Origin of the sequence: Amylibacter sp. IMCC11727 (assembly GCF_029854195.1) — a bacterium.
In the GTDB taxonomy this organism is placed as follows: Bacteria; Pseudomonadota; Alphaproteobacteria; order Rhodobacterales; family Rhodobacteraceae; genus Amylibacter.
Genome location: NZ_CP122960.1, coordinates 2,317,250 through 2,336,973, shown reverse-complemented (window position 1 = coordinate 2,336,973; position 19,724 = coordinate 2,317,250). Strand labels below are relative to the sequence as shown.

The window sequence follows — 19,724 nt, the reverse complement described above, 5'->3', positions numbered from 1 at the left end:
AACCCACGCAACATTCCTTAACCCTTCAATCACACCCTCGTGTATGGTGGGGTTCTGGTAGGGTTGCGGGTATGTTTCTGGCTGCTGTATTTCGCAAATTCCGCCCAAATCTTAACGCTGCGTCCGCGCCTGTTTCCCCTGCGGATTTTTTCGAAATTCGAAACCGCCTTGCCTTCGCCCACACGCAGGCTACCCTCCATCTTATGCAAACACTCACCCTCTATGCCATCACCGCCGTTATCTTCCTCGCGCTCGACGCGATCATGCTGACGCGGGTCATGTCACCGCTGTTTGAACGCCACATTGGGGCCTTTCTGCTGCCTGACCTGCGCCTTGGTGCAGCGGTGGCCTTTTACCTCGCTTACATCGTTGGTGTGCTCTATTTCGCGAGCCTTCCCGCCTTGGCCGAAGGCGCGCCGATCAAAGCGTTTTTGAATGGTGCGATCCTTGGGGCCATGGCCTATGGAACCTATGAATTTACCAACCTGGCAACGCTCAAAGGCTGGTCATGGCAGATGGTGGCTGTCGATGTCACATGGGGCGCGGTGCTGTCGGGCGTGTCCGCTTGGGCAGGTGTGACCCTAACGCGGATGATCTTTTCCTAAAGGCACAGCACCGAAAGTTCTCACACAAAAAAGGCCCCGAACATCGCTGCTCGGGGCCTTTAAAATTCGCTTTGCCTAAACCTTAGGCCAGTGCCAAATCCGTCGCCGCTTCACGACCGTTGCGGCCGGTTTCAACTTCGTATGTCACTTTTTGGTTGTCTTCCAAGCCGTTCAGGCCTGCGCGTTCAACAGCAGAGACGTGTACAAACACATCGGATCCGCCAGCATCAGGCTGAATGAAGCCATAGCCTTTTGTTGAATTGAACCATTTCACTGTACCAGTAGCCATCAGAGCCACTCCTTTTAAATATGCCGCACGCGACGTGCTGCGGCTGTTGGTGTAGCTCTGTGTCTTAGGTCGGGTCTGCTACATCGAAGAAGGAGCGGATCGTAAAAAGATGAACCTCACGCATCGTCTATGGACCCCATTATAGGGTAATGCAAGGGCAGGTTTCGTAACGTTGCGCACTTGCGGATTGTTGCCGAAGCCGCAATAACGCCAAAAAGGCGAGGATTGATTGATGAAACTCTATGGTCTGAAAAACTGTGATACATGCCGTAAGGCGCTGAATTCATTGGAAGCTGCGGGTCACGTGGTTGATTACATCGACGTGCGTGCAGACGGTGTAACACCCAATGATTTACAGCGGTTTTGGGATGCGTTCGGTGACAGTTTGTTGAACACGCGCTCCACCACTTGGCGGGGTTTGGATGAAACGGAGCGTGCAAAAGACCCGCTCACGCTTTTGGCCGACCACCCGACGTTGATGAAACGCCCTGTGATCGACCAAGATGGCTCATTGTCTTTGGGTTGGACAAAAGATGTCCAAGCCTTGTTTGCTTAGTCTTCGGCGGGCTTGGCTAGGATACGATCCACAGACAGAGGGCCAGCACCTTTGACGATCATGATGGCGAACAGTACGACCCAAAGCAGACGTTGATCGAGGATCAAAGCGCCGGATGGACCGTCGAACCAACCGCCAATGTCTTTCCCACCGACGCCGTGGCCATAAACATCAACAACGCTTTGCACAAAGACAAATCCGATCATGCCAATGGCCGCAAGTCGTGTGAACAGGCCAATGACGATCAGCAAAGGCAGGATAAATTCCGCAACCGTGCCGCTGACGGCAACCAGCCAGTGAAACACACCCAGTTGGCTGGTGTCATAGCCCAAGGCTTCTACCGTTTTGGGAAACATCTGAATGTACGCATTGTCAGACGGGCTCAGAAAGCCAAAGAGCCCATCGCCAAGTTTGGTTTTGGCAGAGTTCCAGAAATACATCAGCAACACGGCTGCGAAAGAAAACCTCGCAAATGTGGGTAAAAACCAGTCACCAAGTGCTTTAAGCACCAGCCCCATGATCGAATTGTATAAGTTTGTGATTGCAGTCATTTCGTGTCCCTCACGATTTTAAGTCTGTTATTATGTCTGATTGCAGCATCAGAACGATTGCAGCTGACAAGTCGAACCCATCATCTGTTTGTGTGGCGGCTTCAAACGCAGAACCCAGCGTTTCGCCTGCATGTAAGGTGGTCAAAAAAGCTGCCTGATCCACGCCAATAACCTGCATATCCAGATCGAGGGCAGGGCGGGTGATCATTACCGTTTCCCCAACGGCAGGTGGTTTCCCAGCTCCTTCGGTCATGTTGAAGTGCCAGATCGAGGCAATGGGATAAGGGCTTGCGATAATATGAAGGGACGGAGCCAGCTTCATACGCGTGTTCATCAAGGCATCTGGGGCAATTGTCCCAAGAGCGTCACCTGCAACGGGTGTTGCATCCGCGCTGTGATAGGCTGCACGCCGCGCCAGTTCAAGCCGCGCCACATCGGCGAGATAGGGCACATGTGCCAGCGGCTCGAAAGCTTCCAGAAATGCAGGAAACGCGCCGCCGTAAAACATCAGCATCGGGTTTTCTGGCGGGTGTTGACGCACATAAAGCCCTGAAAGATTGCGAAAATTCTCGGCACCGATCAACATTTGAATGACAGGAAACGCGGTTTCCATGGCATCAATCAGGCTGACAATGACGTTGTTGCGATAGACATTAAACCGTTTGCCTGCGGGCCGTCCTTCTGGATCGACCAAGCCGTTTGGAATTGCCAGATCGGGGTCCAGCAACGCCTGAGTAAACGCGGATTGACCGACAGTCATACCGCAGCCACGGGCTGAGCAGACAGAATTTTGTCCGCGCGGGTCATTTCAGCGGCCAAAACATCCCATTCTGGGATATCATTATCCCATTCGATCAGTGTGGGGCGGGGCCCTGCTTTGGCCAATGTGTATTCATACAAGGCCCAAACGGGATCAACCACTTCGCGTGAATGGCTGTCGATCAACAGCGTTGCGCCGTGATCATCTGCGTCCTCTTCATGGCCGCCAAGATGAATTTCCCCAACAAATTCAGTGGGAAACGCGTCGATGTAGCCTTCAGGGGAATAGTTTTGGTTGGTGGCGGACACAAACACATTGTTCACATCCAACAACAAGCCACAGCCTGAACGCTTGGCGACTTCGGTCAGGAAATCAATCTCGGACCGATCGCTTTCGGCAAAGGCTACATACGTTGAAGGGTTTTCCAAAAGCATTTGGCGCCCTACGGTGTCTTGCACCTGATCAATGTGGCGCACCACCTGATCCACAACCGCCTGCGTATACGGCACAGGCAGCAGATCGTTTAAAAAGTGGGTGTCATGGGTGGACCATGCTAAGTGTTCGGAAAACAGCCCTGGTTCAAGCCAATCCACCAGCTTTTTCAAGCGGGCGAGGTGATCCGCGTCGAGCGGACCTTCGGCCCCGATAGACAGGCCAACGCCATGACAGGAAATTGGGAATTGTTCGCGAAGGTGGCGCAACTGCGCAATTGGGCGTCCGCCATCTCCCATATAGTTTTCGGCGTGGATTTCCAGCCACCCAACCGTATCGGGCGTTTTCAAAATACCGTCCAGATGCTGCGCTTTAAAGCCAACACCTGCCCGATTTGGGACTGTTGAAGGTCTGTCTGCGCGTGCGTCCAGCATTTTGAAAATTCCCTATCGTGGGCCTAGTGAACAAGGCGCAGCACCTTGCGTGCGCTGCGCCTTGATCGTGTCAAAGTTTAGGACGGGATGTCACGATCCAGAACTTCTTTTGAACCTTTGCGTGCTGTACCGTCAGCCATTGCTGGCAATTCGATGCTTTCGCATGTGCCCGCAGCAACCAAAGACCAAGCGTTGCCTTGGTAATCTACTGTGGATGTCCCTGCGCAGGATGTCCCTGGGCCAGCGGCACAACCGTTTTGGCCAGCCAATGCTACGCCGTAGCATTTTTCTTTGGATTGAGCGGATGCAACATTTGCGTGTGATACCATTGCTGCTGCAACTGCGGACGCTACTGCGAGTGTTTTTACTGTGTTCGACATTTTCGAGTTCCTCTCCGAGGTTTTTTACCTAATCGCGTCTTGCGATGGGTTAGTGATAGCAACGAGCAGTACTGAAATACCACTCACATCGCCGTGTATAACACGTAGTTCAGCCCTTGTAACATTTCGAGAGGATGTCAGAAATTATTCAAAATTTAAGCGGGAAATCGCTTGAGTGCTCTGTTTTTAAACAATTTTTACAGACTGCAGCCCATCGCTGTCAGTGACAGAGCAACAAATGCTCATCAATGTGCGGGGCTGTTCATAGGGCCAAGGTTGCCCACGATGTAACATTGCGCGTTCATCCCAGATCAGCACATCACCCACCGCCCATTCGTGGGAGTAGACGTATTTTTCCTGTGTGCAAAAGGCGATTGCCTCTGAAATTAAGGCCTGGCCTTCCTCCAATCCCATGCCCTCGATCGCAAAAGCATGGCTCGCAATATAGAGCGCCTCTTCGCCTGTCACAGGATTTGGCCAAATCGCGCGCCATGGTCGATCAGGCCATTGCCGCATTTCTGGCATTGCGCCCAGTTCTGCCGAAATTTGTGATCGTGAATGGGATAGACGGTGCCAAATCACCGCGTTTTCTAGGGGCTCTTTTAGATGCGTGGGCATTTCAGCCCAGCCAACGCGTGTGGAGGCCAACTCAGTCTGCCCACCCTCATCAGGCACAACTTTCGCCGTCAGCAGGTTCACAAGGGCAGGGATGGGCAAGAACGTACTGTCTGTGTGCCACAACATATTGGCCTGCAAATTCAGCGTGTGTAATGCCTTTGCATCTGTCACCCCGCTGTCTGTTTCGTTGGAAACGGGCGACACCGCAAATTTCACAGCGCGACCCTGCGCCATCGCCTCGCGGTTTTCGAGCGGACCGAACAATTCGGCGAGCCGCGTGTGATCCGCATCGGTGATGGATTGCGCTCGGAACAAAAGGGCGGAGTGGTGTTCAAACAATTGGCGGATTTCAGGGTAAAGGTTGCTGGCGGAGACATCGCGCAGGTCGACACCTTCGACTATTTTGCCAAACTTGGGGTGCAGGGGGACGGTGGTGAGGGTGGTCAATTGTATTCCTCCATCAAGCGTGTTGACCGCCATTCTATGCGCCGTTTAAGATAACTACCATACGATGTTAGCGAGAAACTCATGATCCAGAAAACGATAGCGACTGGAATAAATAGCTCTAGGTAGACACCATTCCAGGAGACGTCAGCTCTAATGTTGTTCACCAATAATAACGGGTTTGCGAAGCCAAGCATTGAAACAATTGCGATGTGTCGAAACATTTCAGCCAGTTCATCCATTATGTTTGGCAAGGCACGAGCGAAGGCTGCAGGAAAAACAATAATCCAATACGCCTTGGCTCGACTAAATCCTAAAGAAGTTGCTGCTTCGATATTTTCTGCAAGAATTGCAACCAAATGGTTTCCAAGTTTCTTGGAAATGGGTGCAGCGCATACCAAGCCTAGAACGAGCAGGAGCCTAGGAAAGCTGTCGATTATAAAGCCAAGAGGCAACATGTAGTTTAATAACACCAACACCACATACAAAAGAATGACAACTGGAATGCGGTCAAACACTGCGACAATAGCCTTAATAACCATCTGCGCGGGTAAAATTCCAAATGTTTGACCCAGCGCTAGAAGTATTCCCACTGCAACTGCGATCCCGCTGCTGGCAACGCCCAACATCAAAACCAACATAAATCCACCCATTTTAGAAATGGGCACTTCTTCCAACCCAAGCGCACCGAAGATCAAAACATACGCAATTATTGGGTAGCAAACTGTGAACCAAATTAAATATTGGCACAAAGATCGAACGAATATTGGCAGCAAAGCGAAAGGCAGCAAACTGACGGCGAGCGTTGGTCTCCAGTAAAGCTCTTCGGGGTAAAAACCAAAAACAAACTGAAGACTTCGTCCCTTGAAGGCGGCCCAACAGGCGCCACTCTCACCGTTGCCCTGTCGTTCTCGAATGATTTGATAGCATTGGAGTTGAGAATCGGCATCCCATACCGCGTTCACTACAGCCCATTCGAAAACTGCGAGCGCCGCCCACCCAAGCAAAGAGACCAAAGCAACAGTGACTAATCCATCAAACCAGTTTCGAAATAAGTTTGCGCGCAACCATTTTTTCAATTTAATTCAGCGCCACAAAAATGGCTCCTCCAATTTGCATCAGAGAAGCCAATTTAAACGTCTAATTCAACCTAAAAGCGTTACCCGTCAAAGTTCTCAGTAACCCCTTCGCCCACAAAGGCCTTTTCAACCACAAACTCAGCAGGCATCGAATTCGACCCCTCGGTCATCCCAGCGCTCTCGCAGATGTCTTTTACATCAAGGTTGAGCGCCATAGACCCGCATACCATCAAGCGATCTGTTTTGGGATCAAGCGGGGGGAGGTCGAACTCTTTCGCAATCGTACCATTGCGCAAAAGATCTGTAACGCGGCCCATGCGCGGGCTGTCTTCGCGGGTGGTGGTGGCGTAGTATTTCAGCTTGTCGCCGACAAACTCGCCAATCAGCGGATCATCGGCAAGGGATGCCACCAAATCCGCGCCATAGGTCAGCTCGCTTTTGTACCGACAGGTGTGCGCCAAAATCACTTCGTCGTATTTCTCATACAACTCTGGATCGCGGATCAGGCTTGCAAAGGGCGCAATGCCTGTGCCTGTGCAGACGAAATACATGCGATTGCCAGGCAGCAATGCGTCCAGAACCAGCGTACCAACGGGTTTGGGGCGCAAAATGATCTGATCGCCCACTTTAATGTGTTGCAACTTGCTGGTCAGGGGGCCGTCTTGGACCTTGATCGAATAGAATTCCAATTCGTCATCCCAGCTGGGAGAGGCGATGGAATACGCACGCAAAAGGGGCTTTTGTTTGCCTGTTTCAGGGTGCGGATCGCCCATCAGGCCAATCATTACAAATTCGCCAGAGCGGAACCGCAGGGATTGCGGGCGGGTCACGCGAAATGAAAACAGCCAGTCATTGTGGTGGGTGATCGAAGTCACGGTTTGCGCGTCAGGTAGTACAGGCACGGGTTTCGCCTCTGTCGTGTTGAGTGTTTGATCCGTCATGTGTCTTATTCCTTAGAAAAGGTCAATCGTTAGCGTGCTAACGAATTTAGAATGTGAGAGAGTTTAGGCGCTGGCTTGCAAACGCTGCAGATAGCCATGGTCTTGCCAATTGGCCCGTGCCAACCATTGATCTTCGGGCTGTCGTTCGGCAAGCGCTGCATCAATTTCAACCTCATCAAACCCAACACGCCGTGCCATTGTGTATTGATCCGCCAGCACATGCCCATGCGCCCGCAAACGGCCCGTATATCCCAACAGCCGCAGCGTCCGCGCGATGGAAAACCCTCGCCCATCCGCAGAATTTGGAAACGATACACGGATCATCGACACAGAATTGAAATAGGGTTTCAACTGTTCCGCTGTCACGGTGTTTGGCACATCAAGGCCATAGCCTGCATCAGGGTCAGCACCCCCTTGGGTGGCCACATCCCAATCCAAAAGGGGACCCGACCAATCATCTGTCACAAAGCCAGTGTCTTGCACGATTACGTTTGTCATCACTTATCCTCTTACGACGGTGCCATCGGCCCCGAAATGTATTCCGCATTCTACTTTGTCTTGCCCACGCCAGCGTCCTGATCGGGGATCTTCGCCTGCCGCGACAGGACTGGTGCAGGGAGCGCACCCAATTGATGGATAGCCTTTGGCCACCAGTGGATGGCGGGGTAGGGCGTTGTTTTCCATATAAGTCGTCAAATCTTGTTGCCGCCAATGGGCCAAGGGATTGATCTTGAAGCGGTGATCCGTGTCCACCTCGAACAGGTCCAAGTCCTTGCGCTGCCCGTTTTGATAGCGTTTGCGCCCCGTAATCCAGCCGTCGAACTCTTCCAGCGTTGCCTGCAAAGGTTCGGTTTTGCGCAGGGCGCAACAGGCATCGGGATCGGATTGGTGCAATGTGCCGTCTGGGTCCACTTCCGCAACGGTTTTCGATGGGGCCCGAATGATCCGCACATCCGTAAGGTTTAAACGATCCGCAACCTCTGCCTGATAATCCAACGTTTCGGGAAAGAGCATTTCAGTGTCGATCATGATTACGGGGGTGTCGGGCTTGATCAATGAAACCAAATGCAAAAGCACCACGCTTTCTGCGCCGAAGGACGACACCAGTGCGATTTTCCCGATAAACGGATCGCTGAGTGTCGCGCCAAGCACAGGGATGGCCGCGTGGTTGCGATAGCGGAAGTTCATTAACTCCACCCGTTCAGGCACGCTCAGATATGCACTTTCAAAGGGCATGATTACTCCGCTGCGATTTGCTGTTCGGGGTAGAGCGCCAATTTGAATGGCTCCAGTCCAACACGACGATAGGTTTGCAAAAAGGTCTCTTCTTCGCTGTCTCGAATGTCGAGGTAGGCGTAGATCAACCGCTCAATGGCTGGCACGATTTCGTCATAGGCAAAACCAGGTCCTGCGCGTTCACCAATGGTTGCGGTTTCTGTACCGTCACCGCCCAGCGTGATCTGATAGTTTTCCACGCCAGCCCGATCCAAGCCCAGAATGCCGATGTGGCCCACATGGTGGTGCCCACAGGCATTGATGCAGCCTGAAATCTTGATTTTCAACGCACCGATATCATGCTCCAATTTCAGCTCGTCAAACCGTGTTGCGATCTGTTGCGCCACGGGGATAGAGCGTGCGGTTGCCAGCGCACAGTAATCCATACCCGGGCAGGCGATAATGTCGGAAATCAGCCCGATATTTGCGGTGGCCAAGCCTGCCTCTTTCAGCCGCGCATAAATGGCGGGCAAATGGGATTTATGCACATGGGGCAGGATCACGTTCTGCTCGTGGCTAATCCGCAGTTCGTTGTGTCCGAACTCTTCGGCAATATCCGCCAAGACGCGCATTTGGTCTGCGGTTGCATCGCCTGGGGTTTGCCCATGGGCTTTGATCGAAATTGTGACGATGGAATAATCCGCCTCGCGGTGCGCAGATAGGTTTGTATCTACCCAAGAGCGGAACGCGCCATCTTTGTTTTGTGCATCAAGAAACCCGTCGAGGGATGCGCTGATAAAGGCCGGCGCAGCAAATGCCTTTTTGATCTCAGCAAACAGCTTTTGGTCATACCCACCGAAGGCTGCTCGTTGGATTGTAAACCGCTCTTCAACGAGGTCGCGAATGGTCTCAATCCCATTTTCATGTACTGTGATTTTGATCCGCGCTTTGTATTTGTTATCGCGGCGGCCTAGACGGTTATAGATTTGCAAAATGCTTTCGACATATGGCAGCAAATCTTCTACGGGCAGGAAATCGCGAAGGACTTTGCCAATCATCGGTGTGCGGCCCAAACCGCCCCCTACGATCACTTCGTAGCCTGCTTCGCCTGCATCATTGCGCACCATGCGTAGGCCAATGTCGTGAGCTTTGGTCACCGCGCGATCTGTTTCTGATCCAGTTACCGCAATTTTGAACTTCCGCCCTAAAAAGGCGAACTCAGGGTGGTCTGTGGACCATTGCCGCAGCAATTCTGCCGTTGGGCGCGGGTCGGCGATTTCATCCGCCGCTGCCCCTGCAAAGTGATCGGCGGTCACGTTGCGTACACAGTTGCCAGAGGTTTGAATGGCGTGCATTTCCACCTCGGCCAATGCGTCGAGGATATCGGGCACATCACGCAGTTTTGGCCAATTGAACTGAATGTTCTGGCGCGTTGTGAAATGGCCATAACCTTTGTCAAACTTCTCGGCAATCAATGCCAACTGCCGCATTTGCCCGCTGTTGAGTGTGCCGTATGGAATGGCCACACGCAGCATGTAGGCATGCAATTGCAGGTAAAGCCCGTTCATCAAGCGCAGTGGCTTGAACTCGTCTTCGGTCAGGCTGCCGTCGATACGGCGTTCCACTTGGGCGCGGAACTGTTTGTTGCGCTCTTTGATGAACGCGTGATCAAATTCTGAATAGCTGTACATTACGCCAACTCCGCTTGTTTGCCGTGGTGGTAATTGCTGGGTCCTGTGGCGCGAAAATCTTCGCGAAAATGCGATGGTTGCGGTTTGTCATCCGCACCCAATTCTGCATCCGCAAGGTAGGGGCCCACGATTTCCAGTGCTTGTTTTTGCGCCAAGCGCAGAACGTGAAACGCCAGTTTTTCTGTGTCCAGATACAGCGCATCTTCGAACGCTTCGACCCAATCGCCATTTTCGTTCCAGTAAATTACGTCACCGCTCAGCAAATCGTTTGCGGTCAGCACTTTCGGGGTGAATTTCTTCGCCATCAAGCTTGCTCCATTTCTGAAATATCCAAATCCATCGCGGCCTCAACCGCCGCCCGTGGGGCCAAACCCAGCAACATCACGGCAGGGCCAGACACATCTGACGCTGCCAAAACTTCGGGCAATGTCATCAGTGTGGCCTGCAATATCCGCTGATCTGGGCGTGACGCATTTTCCACAACCGTCACAGGCACATCGCCCGACGCGCCGTGCATCAACAAACGCCCGCGCAAAAACGTCGCTGCTTTTTTGCCCATGTAAACGGCAGCTACCGCATCTGGTTTGGCCAAATCGCGCCACTGCTGATCGGCAAATCCGTTCACATCATGCGCTGTTAAAAACTGCAGTGCCGAATTGCGCCCGCGTTGAGTCAGTGAAACGCGTGTATTTGCCGCCGCTGCAGATGCTGCTGTGATGCCTGGCACAATCGCCCAATCCACACCTGCCGCATCAAGCGCATCCATTTCTTCGTCGAGCCGCCCGAACACTGCGGGATCACCTGATTTTAAACGCACCACGTGATGCCCCTGCGCCGCATGGGACACGAGCAAATCATTGATTTCTTCCTGTTTCCAGCTTGGCCCAAAGCCTTTTTTGCCTGTTTCAATCACAATCGCTTCGCGTCGTGCCAGCTCTAAGATATCGCGCGTCACCAGCTGATCGTGGAGTACAACATCGGCTTCGTGCATTAGCTTGCGGGCCTTCAGCGTGAGCAGTTCAGGATCCCCTGGACCCGCGCCCACCAAATCCACACGGCCAGGAGAACGTTTTGCGGCAATCGTTTGCGCCAATAAGGTTTCCAACTCTGCTTTTACGGCCACTTCACCCCCTTCGGCCAGCGCAAGGGGACCGCGCTCAAAGTAGAATTTAGACCAGAAATCACGCCGCTTGCGCCCCATGGGCAGAACTTCAACGGCACCGCGGAAAGCCTGACCCAACCGTGCGAGCAAGCCCAAGGAGGGCGGCAGGGACTCTTCGACGGTCTTCTTGATATGGCGTGCTAAAACAGGGGCAGCCCCTTCGGTTCCGATGGCCACTGTCACAGGGTCGCGATCAACAATCGCGGGTGTAATGAACATGCTGTCCTGCAGGTTATCGACAATGTTCACCATTGCCCCTGCGGCTCGCCCAATCCGTGCAACCCGCGCATCGAGCGCGGCGTCATCCTGCGCCGCGTAAACCAGAGTTGCTCCCCAGCAATCCTCTGGTTTGAGCACCCGATTATGCAATGTGACGCGCCCAGCATCAGCCCATGCCTGAACCTGATCCACTGCATCTTGGCCAAACACATGTACTTCGGCCTCGGTCTTGAGGATCAACCGTAGCTTGGCCACAGCCGTTTCACCAACACCAGCCACCAGAACCTTTTGGCCGACCAAGTTTACAAAAATCGGAAAGTGCTTCATTGCCACATCCTTTGGATAACATTTGTCTGAGGATATACGCTTTCATGGGAAAAAGTTCTATTTACAAACGCGTTATTGATTGATTTAAGAAAAATGATCTTTGGAGTCGCGTGCAGCCAGAACAAACAACCCGTTTTAAAAGGATTTTCGAAATGTCCATCGCCTTAGACCCGCTCGATAAGAAAATCCTCACCGAGCTTCAAAGCGATGCCTCTCAATCGCTGGATGAAATCGCCAAAAAAGTGGGTGCGAGCAAAACCCCCATCTGGAATCGCATCCGTAAAATGCGCGAGGCTGGATTGATCACCAAACAGACCACATTGATTGATCCTGAAATGCTGGGTCTGGAAGCGTGTTTCTTCGTCCTTATCCGCACCTCTGAACACGATGAAAACTGGCAGGCGAAGTTCCTGAAAACCTTGTTGGAACGCCCCGAAGTCATGGAAGCGCATCGCCTTGCAGGGGATATTGATTATATTCTGAAGGTCCGCGTCACCAACGCCAAAGCCTATGACACGTTTTATCAGGCGCTGATTTCAGAGGTGAAGATTTTCAACGTTACGGCCCTATTGTCGATGGAAGAAATCAAATCCACCACAATGCTGCCTGTCGACTAACCCGGCTTCTTTGTTCTTCAAATACTCAATAACTACTTCTTAATCAGCCCATCTGCTTTTTTACGTACAATCACGCTGCGCAGGTCGTGCATGGCCATCAGCAGATCGTCCGCGAACATATCAATCTGTTCATCTGTTGCTTTGGTCTGCACCCATTGCGCGGTCAGGTTTAAATGATCCGTCGTGCGCAACAAATCATCGATCCGTCGCTCTTCAACAATCTTGCGCCGTGCCACAACCCATGCGTCAATTTCGTTGCGCTCTGCTGCTGTTGGAATTTGATCCCCTTGCGGTTTCACATCACCATTTCGGATGTTCACAACGGCAATTTGCTGCATATCCAAACGGCGTTGACGGTTTTCCGCATCGACACGGTATACGGCAGCCCCGTTTTCGCGCACGCGAAAGAAAAGTGATCCGATCTCAGACATAAGGCCCCCTTAAACCAATCCCTGACAGAAGTTTTGAATGCGCGTACAGGCATCTGTGAGTTCTTCTTCTGATGTGGCATAACTTACGCGGAAGTTTGGCGAAACCCCAAAGGCGGCGCCAAAGACAACGGCAACCCCTTCGGCCTCTAACAGTTGCGTTGCGAACACTTCGTCGTTTTCAATGACAACTCCGCTTGGGGTGGTTTTGCCTATGCACTCTGCGATGGAAGGATACACGTAAAACGCCCCATCTGGCGTGGGACAGCTGATGCCTTTGGCCGCGTTTAACATGTCTACAACCAAATCGCGGCGGGCTTCAAAAATCGGGCGGGACATTTCAATGTAGTCTTGCGGCCCGTTCAACGCCTCTATCGCGGCCCATTGGCTGATAGAACAGGGGTTGGAAGTGGATTGCGATTGCACCTTGCGCATAGCTGAAATCAGGTGTTCTGGCCCCGCGGCATAGCCGATCCGCCAACCTGTCATGGCGTATGCTTTGGACACGCCGTTCACTGTTAAGGTGCGATCATATAGGCGAGGCTCCACCTGCGCAGGAGTACAGAATTCGAAATCCCCATAGGCAAGATGTTCGTACATATCGTCTGTCATTACCCACACGTGGGGGTGACGCAGCAACACGTCTGTTAACATTTTCAACTCCTCACGGCTGTATCCAGCACCTGAAGGATTGGACGGAGAGTTGAAGATCAGCCATTTGGTTTTAGGGGTGATTGCGGCTTCGAGTTGATCAGCGGTCAGCTTGAATTGGGTTTGTAAAGAGGTTTCGGCCACAACAGGTGTGCCCCCTGCCAATAGAACCATATCGGGATAAGACACCCAATAGGGACCAGGAATGACAACTTCGTCCCCTTCGTTCAGAGTGGCCATAAGGGCATTATAGAGCACCTGTTTCCCGCCTGTGGAAATCGACACCTGGCTGGGGGCGTAGTCCAAGCCGTTGTCTCGTTTGAATTTGTCACAAATGGCTTGCTTCAATTCGGGGATGCCATCAGGAGCGGTGTATTTGGTTTTACCCGCATCCATTGCCGCCTTGGCCGCATCTTTGATATTGTCTGGTGTGTCAAAATCTGGCTCACCCGCGCTCAGCGCAATAACGTCCCGTCCAGCGGCCTTTAGCTCGGCCGCTTTGGCGGAAATCATGATCGTGGGCGAAGGTTTCACCCGTTCGAGTGTTTTGGACAAAAAGTCAGACATATCAGCGTTGCTCCACTTTGACGCTCGATCTGTCTAAGAGCCTGAATTTGCGGACGCAAGGAAAACCCCGCCGTTGCTGCACTTGCACATGTCAATTTCCCACCGTAGGAACGATGTATGGATGTGCCAGTGCCTGAAAATGAATCCCATGACACCCGATTGCGCCGACTGCGAATGCGGTCTTGGCGCCGTGGGATGAAGGAAATGGACCTTATTTTGGGGCAATTTGCAGACACTGAACTGAAAAATCTATCTGCAGAAGATCTGGACGACCATGAAATGCTCATGAACGAACCTGATCAGGATTTATACGCATGGCTGAGCGGGGCCAGCCCCACACCAGAGATTTACAAGCCTGCAATTGCGCGAATTTTAGACAATATGTCGACGTTATCGACAAAAGTTTCGTAAAAAAGCGTTTCGGTTTAACCTCTTGTTTCATCTTTTCCGTCAAATCTGTGTCAGACAGCTATGGCGGAGACCTAAAAAATGAGCATTCATACAGCGCTTGAAACCCAAGAAGATCAGGGCCAGGGGACAGAATTTCTCGGTTCATACCTTGAAACACTGTCCATGGTGGAACGGCTGCATCGGCTTTTGCTTGATGTGATCAAAGATGAATTTGAACGATTGGGTCTGCTCGACATCAATTCGGTCCAAGCTCTCCTTTTGTTTAACATCGGCGAAAACGAGGTGACGGCAGGGGAATTGAAATCCCGTGGTTATTACCAAGGTTCCAATGTGTCCTATAACCTGAAAAAACTTGTCGAAGCTGGGTACATGCACCACCACAGGTGCGAAATTGATCGTCGTGCAGTACGGGTCAAGCTGACGACAAAGGGGCGAGAAATCCGCGGCATTGTGTCCGATCTTTTTTTGCGCCACGCGGGCGGCATGGTCGATCAAGAGGTGATCGGCGAGGTTGGATTGCAAAATATCAATACGGTTCTGCGCCGCGTGGAACGGTATTGGACAGACCAAATCCGCTATATTTATTAAGGATTTTTGCGAAACCCAATCCACCCTCCAAACTGAAACGCCTTGCCCAAATCGGGTGAGGCGTTATTTTAGTGGGTAGGTCCAATGGTAACGTACATCTTTATACCGTGCGGCGTTTTGTGACCTAACCCACGTGCATGACCTCCTTTAGATGTGGGCTTCTGTAAGACTGCCAGATGGTGACCCGATGGATTACGACCAGCATATCGATGCCGCACTGAACCGCCTTCACGAGGAGGGGCGTTACCGTGTGTTTCAAAATATTCGTCGAAAGAATCAGCAGTTTCCTAAAGCCGATTGGACGAAACCAGATGGCACAGTCCAAGACATAACTGTCTGGTGTGGCAACGATTATTTGGGCATGGGGCAGCATCCAGTTGTGCTCGATGCGTTGAAATCTGCCGCTGATGTGGCAGGTGCGGGATCAGGTGGCACGCGCAACATCTCTGGCAATACATCCTTTCATCATCGCCTAGAAATGGAGCTCGCAGATCTGCACACCAAGGAACGGGCGGTTGTGTTCACTTCTGCTTATAACGCGAATGAGGCGACGCTGTCCGTGTTGCCCAAACTGTTTCCGGGCCTAATTATTCTTTCGGATGAATTGAACCACGCGTCCATGATCGAAGGCATTCGCCACGGCTTTTGTGAAAAGCATGTGTTCCGTCACAATGATGTGGCGCATTTGCGGTCTGTTTTGGAAACGCTGCCATCGGATGCACCGAAATTGATCGCGTTTGAATCGCTTTATTCCATGGATGGGGATTTTGGCCCCATCGAACAAATTTGCGATCTAGCCGATGAGTTTAATGCGCTGACCTACATTGACGAAGTCCATGCGGTGGGCCTGTACGGTGCGCGTGGAGGCGGCATTACGGAACGCGATAATCTTGCGCATCGTATTGATATCATTAACGGAACTTTGGCCAAGGCTTATGGGGTGATGGGGGGGTATATCGCCACAACAGACAAGCTTGCGGATGCTATTCGTTCCTATGCACCTGGGTTCATTTTCACCACATCATTGCCGCCCGCGGTGGCTGCCGCTGCCGCCGCATCCGTGGCGCATCTGAAAAACGATGCCAATTTGCGCGAAGTCCATCAGGCCAAAGCTGCGCAGTTAAAATCCCGCATCCGCGCGCTGAACTTACCGCTGGATGACCATGGAAGCCATATTGTCCCTGTGCATGTGGGCAACCCTGTGAAGTGTAAGATGCTGTCTGATATGCTGCTCGAAGACTATGGAATTTACGTGCAGCCGATCAACTTCCCAACTGTGCCACGGGGAACCGAACGCCTGCGGTTTACGCCATCTCCTGTCCACACGGATAAGATGATAAATGACCTCGTTTCAGCGCTCGACAACCTATGGCAGCACTGTGCCCTGAATCGCATGGATATGACCGGATAATCAGCGCAACCCCAAAACGCTAGGTCGTTGTTTTGGGCGAATTTTTGCGTGTCAACATAAATGGTTAAATTATCACTGTAGGGGTGCACAAATCCTATTACCTGTGATATCAATGCCCCAAACAAGCGGTTGAGCGAATCAACCTCGCGCTGAGGCAATTGCGCAAGATATAAGAACCGGACGTAAGGGGTCAGGCAGGTTCCATGGAAACTGGGTTAGGAAATCGCGGTCCACGTGGCTTTGATAATTTCGAGGTAACACTCGGGGATCAAATGCGTGGTGAACGTGCGACGCTTGGCAAGTCTTTGCTGGACGTGCAGCGCGACCTACGCATCAAGGCGACCTATATCTCTGCCATCGAAAACTGCGATCCTTCGGTATTCCAAACACCGGGCTTTATTGCTGGGTACGTGCGGTCCTACGCGCGGTATCTGGAAATGGACCCTGATGAATGCTTCATGCGCTTTTGTGAAGAAAGCGGCTTTAACGGTGTGCATTCCGATTTGAAATCAGGATCACTGGCCACAAAATCTGCGGCTCTGTTGCAAACGCCTGTTCGCCCAGCACACGCCGATCCGATTGCTCGTCCGCGCATCCCACGCTACGTGGAATCCTCTGGCATCTTCAGCAATCTGTCACCGTCAGCACTCGGTTCTGTAATGGTTCTGGCTCTTTTGGTCTTGGGACTCGGTTATGGCAGTTGGACGGTTTTGCAAGAAGTGCAGCGCGTCCAGTTTGTGCCTGTTAACCAAACACCAGGGGTAACATCTGAAGTTGCGGATTTGACCGAAACCTCCACGCAACAACCGTCAACTGTTGTGGGCATTAATCCAACGACGACGCTGCAAACATCCAATTTGGATCAATTGTACCGTCCGCAAGAGCTTGAGGTGCCGCAAATGGTGCCACGGGATGCGCCAATTGCTTCGCTTGATGCGGGCAGTCTTGGGGCCTATGCCGATCAGCAAGCCCCAACACTCACCGCAACGCGCGAGGCGCCGCTGACAGAGCAGCAAACTCCTCGGGTTGTCGCCGAGGGACCACCACCTGTTGACCTCGTCGCGATGAAGGCGGCTTGGGTGCGGATTTATTTCGATGACGGCACGGTTCTGTTTGAAAAAATCTTGGACGCAGGTGAAAGCTATCGCCTGCCAGTTGGTGTGGAAAATCCATTGCTGCGGGCCGGGAACGCGGGCGCGGTTTATGTGAAAGTTGGCGACAATGCGTTTGGCCCCGTGGGGAATGCGGGCGGTGTTGTTCGCGGTGTGCCGTTGGATCGCGAAGCGGTCACAGAGTCGATCGCACTGGCCACAGATTTCGTTCAACCGTCTTCGCCGCCGTTGAATTTGGATGAGCTGCGCAACGTGGGTGATGCGGGTGCGTTGATCCAATCCACGGGCAACTGATCTGCGGCATTGCGCCCCCTGTCAAACCAACGCAAATTACCCAAGTTAACAGTGTAATCGTCTTAAGCATGGAAGCTATCTCATGTCGCTGAACCACGTGCGCCCTTGGCGCAATATTTATCGTCGCAAGTCCCGTCAAATTCAAGTGGGCAATGTGGCTGTGGGCGGGGATGCACCGATTTCCGTGCAGACCATGACCAATACGCTAACCCATGACGCATCGGCCACGATCAAACAGATCATTGCGTGTGCGGATGCGGGGGCGGATATCGTTCGCGTGTCCTGCCCTGATGAGGCATCGACCAAAGCGATGAAGGAAATCTGCGCAGAGAGCCCTGTTCCCATCGTGGCGGACATTCATTTCCATTACAAACGCGGGATCGAAGCAGCCGAAGCGGGGGCAGCGTGTTTGCGCATTAACCCTGGCAATATTGGCAGTGAAGATCGCGTGAAAGAGGTGATCAAGGCCGCACGGGACCACAATGCATCCATCCGAATTGGCGTGAATGCGGGTAGTTTGGAAAAACATCTGCTGGATAAATACGGTGAACCCTGCCCAGACGCGATGATCGAAAGCGGCTTGGATCATATGCGCATTCTGCAAGACAATGATTTCCATGAGTTTAAAATCAGCGTCAAAGCTTCCGATGTATTTATGGCCGTTGCCGCCTATCAAGGCTTGGCCGAGGCAACAGACGCCCCGATCCATTTGGGCATTACCGAAGCGGGCGGCCTGACATCAGGCACGATCAAATCATCCATTGGGCTGGGCAGTTTGTTGTGGGCTGGCATTGGGGACACTTTGCGGGTTTCGCTGTCTGCGGACCCAGTGGAAGAGGTCAAAGTGGGTTTTGAAATCCTCAAATCCCTTGGCTTGCGGCATCGCGGTGTGAATATTATTTCTTGCCCCAGCTGTGCGCGGCAAGGGTTTGACGTGATTAAAACGGTGGAAACACTGGAAAAGCGGTTGGAACACATCAAGACACCCATGTCCTTGTCGATCATAGGTTGTGTTGTGAACGGCCCTGGTGAGGCGTTGATGACAGACGTTGGCTTTACAGGGGGCGGTGCGGGATCTGGCATGGTGTATTTGGCAGGGGCGCAAAGCCACAAAATGTCCAACGACAAGATGATTGATCACATTGTCGAACAAGTGGAAACCAAAGCGGCGCAATTAGATGCGGCAGCTGTTGCAGACGCGGCGGAATAATCCGCCAAACCCTGATGCGAAAGGCGTTTAGAATGCTAACTTGGATTATCCTTGCCCTGATTATCGGTCTTATTCTGTGGGTTCGTGTGGCGCCCTCTGATGCAAATCAATGGCATGTTGATCCTGAAACCGTTGAAAAAGGCGCGCGCCCAAACCAATTTTTGATGCGCGATGGTCAGGATGCCAACAGTTTGGTTTTTGACATGCCGCCGGCGGAATTGGCGGCCAATTTTAACGATGTGGCTTTGTCAAAACCCAATGTTGTGGTGCTGGACGGGGACGCAAAAGAATTGTTTGTCACTTACATGCAGCGTACCAAACTGATGGCTTATCCCGATTACATTTCGGTGAAGGTCACACCAGAAGAAGGCGGCAAATCCCGTTTGTTTGTCTATTCCCGATCCCGTTTCGGCCGTTCGGATTTAGGTGTGAACAAGGCCCGTATTCAAGATTGGACTGCTGCTTTGGGGCAACCTGTTGCGCAATGACAGGCATGCAGAGCCTGTTTCACGCCACATAGGGTTGTTTAGGGACATTTCGCACCGTGCGGTGAAACTGCGTCCATCCACAAACATGCAAATCTCTTGTCCCAGCTCAATACGAGCGCCCGTTTTATCGGTGCAATAACAGTCCGGCCATTGAACGTCCGCATTCTCGGCCAAGGCTGGCAATCCAAGGCCAGCGATCAGGAAACCAGTGAAAAACACATGTCTCATGGTCCGATCTAAACAG

General features: G+C 52.3%; 24 protein-coding genes. 9 read left to right on the top strand and 15 right to left on the bottom strand.

Features of this window, described 5'->3' with window-relative positions:
• The first annotated feature begins 71 nt into the window (after positions 1–71).
• Positions 72–605 (top strand): DUF2177 family protein, encoded by a 534-nt coding sequence (locus QBD29_RS11805; RefSeq protein ID WP_347935788.1) that lies wholly within the window; start codon positions 72–74, stop codon positions 603–605.
• Positions 606–687: 82 nt separating this feature from the next.
• On the opposite strand, the gene QBD29_RS11800 is transcribed toward QBD29_RS11805, so the two are convergent.
• Positions 688–894, bottom strand: coding sequence for a cold-shock protein (locus QBD29_RS11800; RefSeq protein WP_280098291.1), 207 nt, complete (start codon positions 892–894; stop codon positions 688–690).
• Between the two features lie 232 nt (positions 895–1,126).
• On the opposite strand from QBD29_RS11800, the gene QBD29_RS11795 reads away from it, so the two are divergent.
• The gene (locus QBD29_RS11795; protein ID WP_280098290.1) at positions 1,127–1,450 is read left to right on the top strand and encodes an ArsC/Spx/MgsR family protein; all 324 of its coding nucleotides are present in this window, start codon (positions 1,127–1,129) and stop codon (positions 1,448–1,450) included.
• On the opposite strand, the gene QBD29_RS11790 is transcribed toward QBD29_RS11795, so the two are convergent.
• The 12 genes from QBD29_RS11790 to cysG form a co-directional block, all read right to left on the bottom strand.
• Entirely contained in the window at positions 1,447–2,001 is a 555-nt protein-coding gene (locus tag QBD29_RS11790) for a DoxX family protein (protein WP_280098289.1), read from the bottom strand. The genes QBD29_RS11795 and QBD29_RS11790 overlap by 4 nt on opposite strands.
• A gap of 10 nt (positions 2,002–2,011) precedes the next feature.
• Positions 2,012–2,761, bottom strand: coding sequence for a DNA-binding domain-containing protein (locus QBD29_RS11785; protein ID WP_280098288.1), 750 nt, complete (start codon positions 2,759–2,761; stop codon positions 2,012–2,014).
• Entirely contained in the window at positions 2,758–3,627 is an 870-nt protein-coding gene (locus tag QBD29_RS11780) for a DUF692 domain-containing protein (RefSeq protein ID WP_280098287.1), read from the bottom strand. Before QBD29_RS11780 ends, QBD29_RS11785 begins: the two co-directional genes overlap by 4 nt.
• A gap of 77 nt (positions 3,628–3,704) precedes the next feature.
• Positions 3,705–4,007, bottom strand: coding sequence for a DUF2282 domain-containing protein (locus QBD29_RS11775; RefSeq protein ID WP_280098286.1), 303 nt, complete (start codon positions 4,005–4,007; stop codon positions 3,705–3,707).
• Between the two features lie 186 nt (positions 4,008–4,193).
• The gene (locus QBD29_RS11770) at positions 4,194–5,105 is read right to left on the bottom strand and encodes a TauD/TfdA family dioxygenase (RefSeq protein WP_280098285.1); all 912 of its coding nucleotides are present in this window, start codon (positions 5,103–5,105) and stop codon (positions 4,194–4,196) included.
• Positions 5,069–6,148, bottom strand: coding sequence for a hypothetical protein (locus tag QBD29_RS11765; protein ID WP_280098284.1), 1,080 nt, complete (start codon positions 6,146–6,148; stop codon positions 5,069–5,071). Before QBD29_RS11765 ends, QBD29_RS11770 begins: the two co-directional genes overlap by 37 nt.
• 80 nt (positions 6,149–6,228) lie before the next feature.
• Complete coding sequence (locus QBD29_RS11760; protein ID WP_280098283.1) at positions 6,229–7,089, bottom strand: ferredoxin--NADP reductase; 861 nt, start codon at positions 7,087–7,089, stop codon at positions 6,229–6,231.
• Positions 7,090–7,152: 63 nt separating this feature from the next.
• Complete coding sequence (locus tag QBD29_RS11755) at positions 7,153–7,587, bottom strand: DUF934 domain-containing protein (protein WP_280098282.1); 435 nt, start codon at positions 7,585–7,587, stop codon at positions 7,153–7,155.
• 3 nt (positions 7,588–7,590) lie between these two features.
• Entirely contained in the window at positions 7,591–8,325 is a 735-nt protein-coding gene (locus tag QBD29_RS11750) for a phosphoadenylyl-sulfate reductase (protein ID WP_280098281.1), read from the bottom strand.
• A 2-nt stretch (positions 8,326–8,327) separates the two neighbouring features.
• Positions 8,328–9,995 (bottom strand): nitrite/sulfite reductase, encoded by a 1,668-nt coding sequence (locus QBD29_RS11745; RefSeq protein WP_280098280.1) that lies wholly within the window; start codon positions 9,993–9,995, stop codon positions 8,328–8,330.
• Positions 9,995–10,300 (bottom strand): DUF2849 domain-containing protein, encoded by a 306-nt coding sequence (locus QBD29_RS11740; RefSeq protein WP_280098279.1) that lies wholly within the window; start codon positions 10,298–10,300, stop codon positions 9,995–9,997. Before QBD29_RS11740 ends, QBD29_RS11745 begins: the two co-directional genes overlap by 1 nt.
• Positions 10,300–11,703 carry a siroheme synthase CysG gene (cysG, locus tag QBD29_RS11735; protein WP_280098278.1) on the bottom strand — a complete coding sequence of 468 codons (1,404 nt, stop codon included), beginning with the start codon at positions 11,701–11,703 and terminating at the stop codon, positions 10,300–10,302. Before cysG ends, QBD29_RS11740 begins: the two co-directional genes overlap by 1 nt.
• A gap of 152 nt (positions 11,704–11,855) precedes the next feature.
• Between cysG and QBD29_RS11730 the strand changes: the two genes are divergently transcribed.
• Positions 11,856–12,320 carry an Lrp/AsnC family transcriptional regulator gene (locus QBD29_RS11730; RefSeq protein WP_280098277.1) on the top strand — a complete coding sequence of 155 codons (465 nt, stop codon included), beginning with the start codon at positions 11,856–11,858 and terminating at the stop codon, positions 12,318–12,320.
• A 32-nt stretch (positions 12,321–12,352) separates the two neighbouring features.
• Here QBD29_RS11730 and QBD29_RS11725 read toward each other — a convergent pair whose 3' ends face one another.
• A complete protein-coding gene (locus QBD29_RS11725; RefSeq protein WP_280098276.1) occupies positions 12,353–12,751 on the bottom strand; it encodes a hypothetical protein in 399 nt (132 codons plus the stop codon).
• Positions 12,752–12,760: 9 nt separating this feature from the next.
• Positions 12,761–13,966, bottom strand: coding sequence for a pyridoxal phosphate-dependent aminotransferase (locus QBD29_RS11720; RefSeq protein ID WP_280098275.1), 1,206 nt, complete (start codon positions 13,964–13,966; stop codon positions 12,761–12,763).
• 117 nt (positions 13,967–14,083) lie between these two features.
• On the opposite strand from QBD29_RS11720, the gene QBD29_RS11715 reads away from it, so the two are divergent.
• The 6 genes from QBD29_RS11715 (at position 14,084) to QBD29_RS11690 (ending at position 19,480) form a co-directional block, all read left to right on the top strand.
• Positions 14,084–14,377, top strand: coding sequence for a succinate dehydrogenase assembly factor 2 (locus QBD29_RS11715; RefSeq protein ID WP_280098274.1), 294 nt, complete (start codon positions 14,084–14,086; stop codon positions 14,375–14,377).
• Positions 14,378–14,455: 78 nt separating this feature from the next.
• On the top strand, positions 14,456–14,965 hold the full coding sequence (locus QBD29_RS11710) for a winged helix DNA-binding protein (protein WP_280098273.1): 510 nt from the start codon (positions 14,456–14,458) through the stop codon (positions 14,963–14,965).
• Between the two features lie 187 nt (positions 14,966–15,152).
• Complete coding sequence (gene hemA, locus QBD29_RS11705; protein ID WP_280098272.1) at positions 15,153–16,376, top strand: 5-aminolevulinate synthase; 1,224 nt, start codon at positions 15,153–15,155, stop codon at positions 16,374–16,376.
• 203 nt (positions 16,377–16,579) lie between these two features.
• Positions 16,580–17,782, top strand: a complete 1,203-nt coding sequence (locus tag QBD29_RS11700) for a helix-turn-helix domain-containing protein (RefSeq protein WP_280098271.1) — start codon at positions 16,580–16,582, stop codon at positions 17,780–17,782.
• An 82-nt stretch (positions 17,783–17,864) separates the two neighbouring features.
• Complete coding sequence (ispG, locus tag QBD29_RS11695; RefSeq protein WP_280098270.1) at positions 17,865–18,992, top strand: flavodoxin-dependent (E)-4-hydroxy-3-methylbut-2-enyl-diphosphate synthase; 1,128 nt, start codon at positions 17,865–17,867, stop codon at positions 18,990–18,992.
• Between the two features lie 32 nt (positions 18,993–19,024).
• On the top strand, positions 19,025–19,480 hold the full coding sequence (locus QBD29_RS11690) for a DUF1499 domain-containing protein (protein WP_280098269.1): 456 nt from the start codon (positions 19,025–19,027) through the stop codon (positions 19,478–19,480).
• The last annotated feature ends 244 nt before the right edge of the window (positions 19,481–19,724 follow it).